This is a genomic window from Vibrio campbellii CAIM 519 = NBRC 15631 = ATCC 25920 (assembly GCF_002163755.1).
Lineage (GTDB): Bacteria > Pseudomonadota > Gammaproteobacteria > Enterobacterales > Vibrionaceae > Vibrio > Vibrio campbellii.
Map to the genome: position 1 here is coordinate 1,823,152 of NZ_CP015864.1, position 11,354 is coordinate 1,834,505.

The following is an 11,354-nucleotide window of genomic DNA, read 5'->3' on the forward strand; positions in this document are numbered from 1 at the left end:
AAGTTCAACTAGACAAAATTACGTGAACCTACTGGTGATAATTAAATATGAAAATGAAAACTTTGAGTTTTTTTATCCTTTTTTCGGCCGCCTCTTTTAACACTAATGCAGCGGATGACTATTCTCCGATTCGTCTGTGGCAGCACTGCATGTTTAAAGAGATGAGTGACTTTGTCGCAAGCGATGAAATTTTAGGGAGAAGTAAGATTAAAGAAAAAATCTACCGTCATATAAGCTCAGTAAAACAAGTACCGTGGACCAGTGATGTCTACTACTCATTATTCGAAGAGCTGGGCCATTCTGCCAGTCAAGCGGCAGCCTCAATGGCGTTGTCTTGTGGGTCTGAGCTAGATTATAACGCGGCATAAATAATAAACTGACGATAAGTTTGCTGTTGTTAAGCTTGGTGTTTTAAGCATATTGGATGCGTATGACAATCCTCAACCACTTAGTTGTTGAGGATTTTTACTTATGCGTCAATCAAGCTCTTGTTTTGTAGGAAAATTAATCTACTACTCAGACATAAAAACCAGGGAGATGGCTAAATTGAACAAAGGTCAAAATGAGATAAACAAAATGGCATGGGAGAAAGTGGCTCCAGTTTACTCCGGTGAATCAGCTACAGAGGACGACCCTCAGCTAAGGCAGTTCGCAAGAAATGAATTTATAAAACGATTGGGTGGACAATCCATATTAGAGATCGGATGCGGTCCTGGTACTGATGCAGCAAAGTTTCATGAGTTAGGTTTTGATGTTTTAGCTACCGACTTCTCTTCTGAGTTTATAAAAATTGTACGGCAACGATATCCAAACTTAAATGCTCAACTTTTGGATGTCACGAACACTGGATCTCTACAGAGAAAGTTTGATGGTATCTATGGCTTCGCGTGTTTCATTCATATTCCAAGAGAGTTTACTTACGAGTCATTGCTGAATCTGAATGGTCTCCTCAAGGCTGGAGGAATTTTGTGTCTACAGTTGATTCAGTCTTCGAAGGGTCTAGAACAATATACAATTGATGATTGGGCTGATGACCCAGAATGCTCAATGTTATTCAATTGCTATAATCATTCCGAAATTGAGCAGCAATTGACCCTAGCAGGTTTTACAGAGTTAGAATTTGTCTCAATGCCTGAAAGTATCTATGACAATATTCCTCGATTAGTTGAACGAGGTATAAGCGGATACTTTGTCTTTGCTAGAGCGTCATAACTAAGCATAAACATTTTGAAACCGTGTCCCTGCACGTGGGGAAAATACTAATGTAACGGAACATTGCTCGCGCTGGCTGTCGTAAATACAATGAGCGTGGCAAGAGGGAACGTGAAATGAAGCGACAATAATCGTTCTCATTGTTCTACTGTAGTAGTAGGGGATATATCTTGGCTTTACTTTTGGAAGATATTGTCTAGGAGATCATATTTTTTGATGGTGAGTCTTTGCGAATTTTTTGTTCGTTTCTACGCTTAGAATTCGTATTAATGAAGGAGAACCAAAATGGCATTTATGAAGCAGGATATCCCAAACCGTGTGACGGTGTACCATGACAATGTCGATCAGGAACTAGAACTAAAGAATGCGATGTTGCCAGAGAAGCCTCGCTATTTTAACGGTTCTCCTACCTATAAAGCCGACAGTGTAGAACAGTTCCAAACCAAACTGGAGCAGATTGGTATGTCGTTAGACAAATAGACCTCAACTGAATACAACAATGCCCTCAAGTCTCGAGGGCGTTTTTTTGGTGAGGTTAAATGTGTTAAGTCTTAGCTTTGTTGCAGACCTGACATCAGGCACGAACTGCATTGGAGTAGGGCGGGTTTACCGCCTTTTCGTCTTCCATGTCATTTTTCGTATGACTCTACAAATACAACCACCACCTTGCTGAAAAAGCGCATTAGAGGTTACTACGGTATTAGCATGCCGTAATAACCCTTTAACCTATGTGACTTATTTTATGCTGACGGTGATTGTTTTCTAGTCTAGGTCATGAAATGGGTGATGGGGTGATCACTGTACCTTTACAGGACGATTTCACCTTCTCGATATACCAAAGCAGGCTCAACATCTTGACCCAGTAAAACCGGACCATCTAAATCGACCACTTTCGATTGAACAGCGATAGGTAGTGCTGCTCGCATCGCCAATGAAGTGCCTAGCATGCAACCAGACATCAAGGTAAAGCCAAGGCGTTTCGCTTCTTCTGCAAGCTGTAGGGCTTCGGTAAGACCACCCGTCTTGTCGAGCTTGATGTTGACCATCTCGTATTTGCCTACCAATTCATGCAATTGTTGGCGCGTATGGCAACTTTCATCGGCACAAAGTGGAATTGGGTGCGAAATGTCTTTTAGCTTTTCATCCTCATTCGAGGGTAAAGGCTGCTCAATCATTGCGATATTTAATGGCGCAAGCGCGGCAAAGGTGGCGTCTAAATCCAGTTCTTGCCATGCTTCGTTCGCATCCAGCACGATCATCGCATCGCCTGCCGCTTCACGAACTGCGCGAACACGTTCAATCACTTGTTCGCCATCGAGCTTCACTTTAAGCAGTTTTGCGCCTTGCTCGATGTAGTTGCGGGTCTGGTTTGCCATTGCCTCTGGCGTGTTAATCGACACGGTCATTGCAGTGACAATGGATGCTGGTAGTTCAAATAAATCTTGAGTGTGTTGCTTGCCCGCTAGCTTAGCTTGTAAGTTCCACATCGCACAGTCGAGTGCATTACGTGCCGCACCACTAGGGAGAAGGGTTTGCAGCTTTTCTCTGAGAGAGAGTATGTTTGCATCGCCTTTGGCAAACAAACCTTGCAGTTCATGAGCGGCTTGAGAAATGGCTTTGATCACCGATTCCACCGACTCGCCGTAACGGGGATAAGGCGTACATTCACCTTGGGCACTGATGCCACTCTGCTCTATGGTTACTCGCACCACGTGGCATTCGGTTCTGCTGCCACGGGAGATACGGAAAGGTGTCGCCATCGCAATGGTGACGGGCTCTACATGAATTTTCATCGCGTCTATAATCCTTAAATCGCAATAATGTGTTGAGCAATTTGCTCTACGCCAAAACGCACAGGATCGGTCACTGGTACTTGGTATTTCTCAGTCCAGTCTTGGCAAAGCTGTGCAGCATCACCTTCACTGATTGCAGAAGTATTCAAGCAGATTCCGACAAGACGTGTGTCAGAGTTTGTTAAACTTGCAGCTTGTAAATTCGCATCTATGGTTTGCTCAATTGTTGGCAACTTAGCATGAGGAAGGTTGCGAATGTGCGGGCGACCGATCTCGTGACACAATACCAAAGCGTCTGCTTGTGCGCCGTGAAGCAAGCCTAAACTCACGCCAGCAAAAGAGGGATTGAACATTGAACCTTGCCCTTCAATGATGTCCCATTCGTGGTCAGTAAACTCGGGACTAATGGCTTCCACCGCACCAGAGATAAAGTCCGCGACAACCGCATCAATCGAAATACCACTGCCCGCGACTAAGATGCCCGTTTGACCTGTGGCCTTGAACTCAGCTTTACAACCAGATTGCTGTAAGGCTTTCTCAATCGCGAGAGCTGAGAACATTTTGCCAACGGAGCAGTCGGTGCCAACCGTTAGTAAGCGTTTACCCGAGCGCGCTTTACCAGTGCCCACTATCAGTGGTTCATCGTAATGGCGTACATCGTGCAACTTGGTTAAGCCACGTTGCTGTAAGTCATTCAAAGGCGCAAATTCAGAAAGACGTTGATGCATACCCGAGGCAATTTCAAAACCCATTTCCGCCGCTTCCAGTAACGTCGCCTGCCATGATTCAGGGATAACACCACCAGGGTTTGCGGTACCGATGACAAGCGTTTTTGCGCCTTGCTGCTGAGCCTGTTGCAGCGTCATGTCGGTTAAACCTAATGAGACGGTTTCTGACGTAAGACGAAGCTGACCTAAGCAAATCTCTGGGCGCCATTGGTGAATTCCGCGCGCGGTTTTTGCCGCTAATGGGTCGGTGACGTCGCCAAGAAAAAGTAGGTAAGGTTGAGCAATTTGCATGATGGTTCCCTCTGTTATTCATACGTTTTCAGACAATGTAGTCAGTTTGAAGAGGGAAGCCGAATGCCTATTTGTTGTGCGCCTATAACTTGAAGTTATAGGTGGGCATGAGTGCTAACTTACTGATTAACGTGCTGCTTTAACGACTCAATAAAAAGCTTGGTCGATATGGATTGCGGCGAGTGTTCTGCAAACAAGATAGAGATAGAAAATGACAGCGCTGGAGAAAGTGAGCGCACGCTTACTGATTCGTCATCTTGATACTGTTTTGCTGTCCATGGGTCGACAATCGCAAACCCGGCATGATGCTTGACTAGCTCGGCGGCAGAGGCGTAACTGCGTACTGTGATCGCATGGTGATAATGTTTATCACGTGCAGAGAGTGTTTGATGAAGCAACAAACCGAGTGGGTCGCGACTGTCCAAGCCAATGATTGGCAGAGCGTGCTTAATCAAATCATCAAACGATACTGCGTCGTCGTCCGAATTGAGCGCTTCTTTTGGCGCAATCAGAACAAGTTGTTGCTTGAGTAAAATCTCACTCAAAATTGCGGGTGGCGCTTCTTCACCAAAGGCAATCGCTACATCCAATTCGTGCTTAAGTAAGCCTGAACACAGCTCATCACGGTTTGCGGTTAATAGTTCAAATGAGATGCCTTGTTGGTTCGATAGTATCGCAACCGTTGGAGCAAGCAGTTGGGAAGCTAAGACAGGCGGCGCTCCGATTCTCAAGTGCTGAGTACCTTGCTTCACCTTATTGGTGAGGGAGCGAAATTGTCCAAGCTGTTGGTAGACTTTCTCGGCTTCTGGCAATAGGGCTTTGGCTTCGTGGGTTGGCACTAAGCGACCTTTGACACGCTCAAACAGGGTAAAGCTAAGTTGTTGCTCTGTATGGGCAAGTATCCGAGTGACATTAGGTTGCGATACATGCAATAGGCGCGCGGCGCCAGAAACGGTTCCGGTTTGCATGATGGCGTAAAAGACTTCCAATTGCCTTAAATTCACTGCGGTTTCCTTCGCTGTTTGAGATTTATAAGAGCTTCTAATTTACTTCATTGCAGTTTCTAACTCTATACCCATATATGTTGCCTTGTTGGTTTAGTTTTCCTTGCAAATGCCACATAAAGAAGACTGCTAACAATACGGTGGCTGCCGCGAGTGTGAAACCGAAATGGGTTACGCCATAGTGACTTAGCATCGCAATGAGGACATAACTAAAAGACTGTACTGTCGTTGCAAACATACTGATGCCACCATCAACTCGTCCTCTTTGGCGTACAGATACGGAATGGTGCATCCAATTGATTCTTGCTATTCGATTGAGCGCGTTAAAGGTGCCAAATAGTGCCGTAAACATCAGGATGGAGACTGGACTTGCGGATAAGCTCATACCAATCAGGGAAAATGCTAAAAAACTCATCGATACGACAATGATGTTGGTATGAGAAAACTGACGCAGTATTTTGGTGACAACAAGCCCAGTAAACAGGGAGCCCAATCCAAAGCTGATGTTAAACCCAGCGTACCAATCGCCGGATATACCTTGTTGTGCGAACCAAATCGGCACCAGTTTTCCAAGATAAGTTAAGATCGGATACGACAAGCAAGATAGCAGAATAAAGGCGTAAAACGTCGGTTCTCTGGCAAAGATCTGTTTACTCTCTTTCAATTGATTCATGAATGCAATTGAGTGGTTTTCTCTGATTTGCTGTACGTAAGGCGTTACCATGTAGAAAAGTGCTGCGATGGAAGAGGCCGAGGCGGCAAATAACGCGAACTCCAACATTCCCCACATCTCAAGCAAGATGACACCCAATGCCCCAGCGCCTAAAGTGGTTGATTGCATGATGATTTCTTGCTGACCTGAAATCTTAGCGTATTCATGAGGTTGGTAGTTTTCTTGGGTGAATGCGTTATTGGTTGTCCATGCGAAATTACTGGATACCCAATAAACCATTTGCGCAAAAGCTAAAAGCCAATGTGATCCAAGTTCAAGCCAGTAAGCGATAAAAACAATAAATGCCATGCCCGCTTGTAGCCATTGATTGAGTACTAGGAGCTGCCTTCTTGAACGGCGGTCGATAAAAGTGGAAAAGAAAGGGGTCGCCAAGAAGGAAATAGCGGTACAAGAGAGAGCGACCAATGCGACGAAGGTTCCCATGTCTGGTTCAGCCAACATAACCCATGGCAGCGCCATCATAAATAATCCGGAAGAAATGCCATCAAAGAAGCGTCCAGCCAAGTAGGGAATTGTTTTATTTTTCATAGTTTTTATCTGCTTAATTTGTTAACGTAATGTAACTTTAAAACCTCAAGTAAACTTGAGGTAAAGCACTTTGTTCGATAAAAGAGGCTAGAAATGGAAATCAGCGTAGGTGAAGTGGCAAAGCGCTCAGGGGTTAAGGTATCCGCATTACACTTTTATGAGCAAAAGGGATTGATTTCGAGCTGGCGAAATCAAGGCAATCAGCGTCGTTATCATCGCAGCGTGCTTCGTCGCGTGGCGGTCATCAAAGCTGCGCAGCAAGTTGGGTTGTCATTAGAAGAGATAAAACAGGCACTGGAAGAATTGCCTAAGCACCAAGCCCCAAACAAGGAACAGTGGGAAACCATGGCTAGTCATTGGCATGAGCAGTTAGAGCAGAAAATTCAAAAACTCAAAGCATTACAAAGTGACTTGGGAAGTTGTATTGGTTGCGGTTGCTTGTCGCTAGAAAACTGTGCATTAAGAAACCCAGAAGATATTCTGGGTAAAGAGCACGCAGGTTCAAATCTAATATTGGATGAAGAAGGTTGAGTTCTTCTTCATCGATGTGTTTGAAGAGTGAGTCTGGCGTCTATTGTTCTGTAATAGAAAACATCAATCGCTCAAATCGCTCATTGCCATGAAGTAGCTCTAGATCGGGTTCTTCCGCTAGTAGATCGCGAATGGATGGGCTGGTATCAATCGCACGCTCCAAGTCCTCAATCGCTTGCTCTTCAATCCCTAAACGAGAGTATGCACAAGCACGTTGATACAAGGCTGGACCGTTGGTGTCATCTACTTCAAGTACTCTGTTACACAAGCTCAGTGCCCAGTGATACTCCTTGATCTCCATCGCAGCGTCAGCTTTGTAAGTCAATGCTTCCAAATCTCCTGGGCGAACAAGCAGAATTTCATCGTAGATATCGATGCGTTGCTCAGGTGTCTGTGAGCTTTGTGCGCGAAGCCATAAGTTATGGATCTCGTTGATCTTTTCTATTTCTTTGTTGTTCTCACTGATAATACGAGTCTTGCGTTTTAAGTCGCGCTCTAATGCTAAAAATTTCTTTTCGTACTCTTGGGCTATTTTTTCTAAGCGTTTGTCTGCCATTTCTTTGGTGTTGTGCTTGAACTCGCGCAGGGATTGCCAACCAACAAAAGCAATGAGCGAGGCGACACCAGCAATGATGTAGAAGAAGTACGTGACGGTGACATTGGCATAGTTCAGTGACTTATCGGCCACCGTTAACTCACGGTCAGTGATTTCAACAATCATTCTCCGCTCTAGGTCTTGTTGCTCCTGACGAAGTGATTTCAGCTCATCAAGGATATAACGCTCCATTAATGGTCGGTCTAAAAGGTCGGATTCTGAATGTTTTTCTTCTGATGCTAGGGTTGGAAAAGAGAGGAGAGCAGCGAAGAAGATGCCAATGAATAAGCGCATAGAACGTCCTTTTGCGTCGTGTGTGGTGTAATCCCTGAAACCATAGCAAATAGAGGCTAGTTTTAGCAAAGAGCTGATAAAAAATGCTTGTTTTATAAGGTTTTCTAATAAGCTTGATGCTTGTCCTTGTTATGGTGAATGGATATCCTTTCTTTTTATTGGAAATGCATGGCAAACAGTATGGACGCAAAATCACAAGCTTATCTTGAGCAATATCTTCAAACATTATCCCAGCAAGAAAAAGACGCAATCCCATCGGTGAGTGCAGATTACTACTGCGCTGATGAACATAATGCGAATGCTTGCGCTGAATTGGTAAGAATTGGTCAGAAAACCGCCTCTTGCAGCATGGAGCTTTGGTATAGCGAACAGGGAGAAATGATGCCTCAAGTTGGACACTTACAAGTTGTGACCAACTGGGATGGTGAACCTGTATGCGTCATTCGAATCACTGATGTAAGTACTTGTCGATATGCAGACGTGAGTGAGGAATTTGCTCACGCAGAAGGGGAAGGTGACCGCACAATGGCTTGGTGGCGAAAAGCGCACACCAGATTTTTTAAAGCGGAATGCGAAGAGCTTGGTATCGAATGGCATGAGCAGCGATTATTGCTTCTAGAGCGGTTTGAAGTAGTGTATCCGCAATTGAAATGAACCTGATAGAAAAAGGCTTGGTGAAATGCTAAGCCTTTTTCTAATAAGATTGTTTACGCCAATTGTTCTTGGCTATAGAGCTGTTGGATCAGCGTTTGCCACTCTTCTCTTAATACGCCATATTTTACTGAGTCGTAGTACTTGCCTTGGTAATAACGTACTTTGCGAATGCGTGCTTCTCGCTGCATGCCAAGCTTTTCTGCACAACGCATCATTCTTGGGTTACCTGACCATGTTGTTAAGCCCACTCGTTCTATGTCTTGGGTATCAAAGATGTGGCTTATCCAAGGCACGAGTGCGGAAAAGCCCAGCCCTCTATCCCAGTAGTTCGAATCGTAAATGACGATGCCAGCTTCCAACCAACGAGTGCTCTCACATTCCCAATACCAGCTCACTGAACCGACAGGTTTGCCCTCAAACTCAATCAACAACATGTCTTTGCCTTTCAGTAGGCGTTGAAATGTGTGGTTCCGAAAGCCTTCTAATGTCGGTGTTTGATAAGGGAAGTAAGGACCATTAAATTGCGCCCAGCGTTCATCCTCAGTGATGAGCTTATAGAGCGCTTTGGCTTCTTCCGGAACGGCTCTTCTTAGTGTGACGCCTTGGAAATGGTACATAACACTCCTTTTAGTAACGGATTGATAGTAACGAGTTAACGTTTGATGGCAGTGATGCTGAACGTATGCCAATGTTTAGCGTTCCCGACAGCAGTGGTGCCTTCTTCATCCCTCTCATAAAAGTGGATGATTTCGTAATCGTCAAATAATGCTTCGACTTCTTCCTTGGTAAACGCACTGATATTTGAGTGTATGTCTGTACCAACCCAGGAATCGCGAATCCCCAGTAAATCGCCGCAGAATATACCACCCGGTTGTAATGTTTCGTTAATTCTCTGCCACACGCTTTCGAAGCGTTCACTAGGGCAAAAGAACAAGCTTGCACTGGCAATAAATAAACTGCACGGTGGGTAATCAAAGTCACTAAAGCAAGATTGCGATATGGAAAAGTTAGGATTGCCTTCGAAACGCGTCAAGCAAGTTTCCACCGCATCTTGATGAGTGTCAAACGCGTAAACGGTAAAGCTTTGATTAAGAAGGTAGTTTGAATCTCGACCAGTACCGCATCCTGCATCAATGGCGATTTTGCTGTCGAGCATAAGGAGATTGGCGGCACGTTCTACGTTTGGTCGGTGAGGTTGGCTTGCAACCTTTTGGTAGTATTCGTTCCATGCTACTGACATTGAGGTTCCCTCTTAATACATAACGTTAACTTTCGATTATATATCAAGCGTTGAAAGTAAGTAATGCGAGCGATTGTAGCCAAGTCGCAGTTTTCTTAATCAAGCAATCGAATCTAAATGAGTCGGTATGGCTTTTGAGGGAATACGATTCGGGCGGACAATATCATTTTTTTTACTTATCTTTTACTCAAGAATGGTCAATATCACTAATATCTGGTGGTAATTACCAACACTGCACTGAGAGAAACCACCGTTCTAGCTTAACTTATTGATATTTAAAGGGTAAACGTTTGGCATGGCGATTGCGTATAAACAGTGAGCGTAAGAGGTCGTAACTTGCGTAGGTGGTTAAGTTTTTGTTAATTTTATTAACTTGCCATGGATAGTTCTTTTGCGATTGATAATTGCGAAACACAGCGGAAGCGCGGCTCTCTTATAAAGTTGTCTATTTCAGATGCAAAACTCACTGTTTGTCTGCTGGGAGTAGGATGCTAGGTTGCCGGATGTTCAGTTCGTTAACTCAGCCCCGAGGCGCAAGCCTGATGGAGACAAACAGGAGAATACAAAAATAAAAAAGGAATCTTGATGTTAGCAAAACCAGTATTACGTTGGCTTTTACCCTTCTTTGTGGTGGGCAGTTCTTATGCGGGTTATGCCGCAATTGCTGCTACTGCGCCCGAGAAAGAGTCAACCAAAGACACCGTTACTGAACCGACGGTACAAACCTCTTCACTCTTTCCTACCGATCACAAAGTGGTTATCACCAGCCATGGTGAGATGGTTCCTTTCGAGAAAACACACTTAGCGGCGCAAGTTAGCGGCGAAGTAGTCAGTTGGCACCCCAACTTTGTGACAGGTGGCATCGTTAAGCGTGGAGAGGTGTTATTCACGATTGAGAGTGATAACTACGAAGCGGCCGTTTTACAGGCAGAAGCTGGCTTGGCAAGCGCACGTGCTGCGTTGATCGAAGAGCAAGCCAAAGCGGAAGTCGCAAAACGCCAAGCGAAAAAGTTAAGCGACAAACAAGTGACCGACCTTTACTTACGCAAGCCACATGTGTTGAGTGCTCAGGCTCAAGTGAAGTCAGCTCAAGCCGCGCTGAAGCGAGCGAAGCGCGACCTAGAAAATTGCAAAGTAGTAGCGCCATATGATGCGCTCGTCGTTGAGCGTGAAATCGGTGTGGGTCAGTTTGTTTCTTCTGGTTCTCGTGTGGCAACACTGAACAATATCGAAGTGGCGGAAATCCACGTTCCTATCGCTGGCTTTGACAGTGCGTTTCTTCCTGAATCACTGAAAGAGCTGCGTGCAACGGTTACGCAACAAGGCATTCTATCGACGACTCGTGAAGGTAAAGTTGTTCGAGATCTTGGCATGATCGACAGCGCGACGCGCATGATCAACATGGTCATCCAAGTAAGAGACCCATATGGTCTCGACAACAATCAGCCGCCAATTAAGTTTGGCTCGTATGTTGAAGTTAGCTTTACTGGTAAGGAACTTAAGCATATCTACCGTCTTCCTCAAGAGCTGGTGAGAAACCGCACTGTATGGGTTGTGAATGGTGAAAATGAGCTTCAACCAAGAACGGTAAATGTCCTTCGTGCTGAGGGGGAATTCCTCCTCGTGGGCGAGGGTCTTGAGCAATCAGACAAGTTGGTACTGACGTTGCCTGAGTACCCACAAAAAGGCATGGCTGTCCAAGTCGCAAAAAAGAATGACGACTCCGAAACCGTCGTACAGTAAGTAGGAGT

At 45.0% G+C, this 11,354-nt stretch carries 13 protein-coding genes; 6 read left to right on the forward strand and 7 right to left on the reverse strand.

Annotation, left to right across the window (positions count from 1 at the left end; genetic code table 11):
• Positions 1-47: 47 nt before the first annotated feature.
• The 3 genes from A8140_RS24490 to A8140_RS24500 all read left to right on the forward strand — a co-directional run bounded on the left by A8140_RS24490 (position 48) and on the right by A8140_RS24500 (position 1,692).
• The gene (locus A8140_RS24490) at positions 48-368 is read left to right on the forward strand and encodes a hypothetical protein (RefSeq protein ID WP_038863441.1); all 321 of its coding nucleotides are present in this window, start codon (positions 48-50) and stop codon (positions 366-368) included.
• A gap of 103 nt (positions 369-471) precedes the next feature.
• On the forward strand, positions 472-1,212 hold the full coding sequence (locus A8140_RS24495; protein ID WP_005531794.1) for a class I SAM-dependent methyltransferase: 741 nt from the start codon (positions 472-474) through the stop codon (positions 1,210-1,212).
• 285 nt (positions 1,213-1,497) lie between these two features.
• Complete coding sequence (locus A8140_RS24500) at positions 1,498-1,692, forward strand: hypothetical protein (RefSeq protein WP_005531795.1); 195 nt, start codon at positions 1,498-1,500, stop codon at positions 1,690-1,692.
• A gap of 326 nt (positions 1,693-2,018) precedes the next feature.
• On the opposite strand, the gene dgcA is transcribed toward A8140_RS24500, so the two are convergent.
• From dgcA to A8140_RS24520, 4 genes are all read right to left on the reverse strand, one after another.
• Entirely contained in the window at positions 2,019-3,005 is a 987-nt protein-coding gene (gene dgcA / locus A8140_RS24505) for an N-acetyl-D-Glu racemase DgcA (protein ID WP_005531796.1), read from the reverse strand.
• A gap of 14 nt (positions 3,006-3,019) precedes the next feature.
• Complete coding sequence (dgcN, locus tag A8140_RS24510; RefSeq protein ID WP_005531797.1) at positions 3,020-4,024, reverse strand: N-acetyltransferase DgcN; 1,005 nt, start codon at positions 4,022-4,024, stop codon at positions 3,020-3,022.
• 119 nt (positions 4,025-4,143) lie between these two features.
• Entirely contained in the window at positions 4,144-5,028 is an 885-nt protein-coding gene (locus tag A8140_RS24515) for a LysR family transcriptional regulator (protein ID WP_033000151.1), read from the reverse strand.
• A 37-nt stretch (positions 5,029-5,065) separates the two neighbouring features.
• The gene (locus tag A8140_RS24520; RefSeq protein WP_005531802.1) at positions 5,066-6,289 is read right to left on the reverse strand and encodes an MFS transporter; all 1,224 of its coding nucleotides are present in this window, start codon (positions 6,287-6,289) and stop codon (positions 5,066-5,068) included.
• A 93-nt stretch (positions 6,290-6,382) separates the two neighbouring features.
• Between A8140_RS24520 and soxR the strand changes: the two genes are divergently transcribed.
• The gene (gene soxR / locus A8140_RS24525; RefSeq protein WP_005531804.1) at positions 6,383-6,820 is read left to right on the forward strand and encodes a redox-sensitive transcriptional activator SoxR; all 438 of its coding nucleotides are present in this window, start codon (positions 6,383-6,385) and stop codon (positions 6,818-6,820) included.
• Positions 6,821-6,860: 40 nt separating this feature from the next.
• On the opposite strand, the gene A8140_RS24530 is transcribed toward soxR, so the two are convergent.
• Positions 6,861-7,709, reverse strand: a complete 849-nt coding sequence (locus tag A8140_RS24530; RefSeq protein WP_005531805.1) for a tetratricopeptide repeat protein — start codon at positions 7,707-7,709, stop codon at positions 6,861-6,863.
• Positions 7,710-7,889: 180 nt separating this feature from the next.
• On the opposite strand from A8140_RS24530, the gene A8140_RS24535 reads away from it, so the two are divergent.
• Positions 7,890-8,363 carry an ASCH domain-containing protein gene (locus A8140_RS24535; protein WP_005531806.1) on the forward strand — a complete coding sequence of 158 codons (474 nt, stop codon included), beginning with the start codon at positions 7,890-7,892 and terminating at the stop codon, positions 8,361-8,363.
• Positions 8,364-8,416: 53 nt separating this feature from the next.
• On the opposite strand, the gene A8140_RS24540 is transcribed toward A8140_RS24535, so the two are convergent.
• Both A8140_RS24540 and A8140_RS24545 read right to left on the reverse strand, forming a co-directional pair.
• On the reverse strand, positions 8,417-8,980 hold the full coding sequence (locus tag A8140_RS24540) for a GNAT family N-acetyltransferase (protein ID WP_005531807.1): 564 nt from the start codon (positions 8,978-8,980) through the stop codon (positions 8,417-8,419).
• 35 nt (positions 8,981-9,015) lie between these two features.
• A complete protein-coding gene (locus A8140_RS24545) occupies positions 9,016-9,603 on the reverse strand; it encodes a class I SAM-dependent methyltransferase (protein WP_005531808.1) in 588 nt (195 codons plus the stop codon).
• A gap of 585 nt (positions 9,604-10,188) precedes the next feature.
• On the opposite strand from A8140_RS24545, the gene A8140_RS24550 reads away from it, so the two are divergent.
• Positions 10,189-11,346 carry an efflux RND transporter periplasmic adaptor subunit gene (locus A8140_RS24550; protein WP_005531809.1) on the forward strand — a complete coding sequence of 386 codons (1,158 nt, stop codon included), beginning with the start codon at positions 10,189-10,191 and terminating at the stop codon, positions 11,344-11,346.
• The last annotated feature ends 8 nt before the right edge of the window (positions 11,347-11,354 follow it).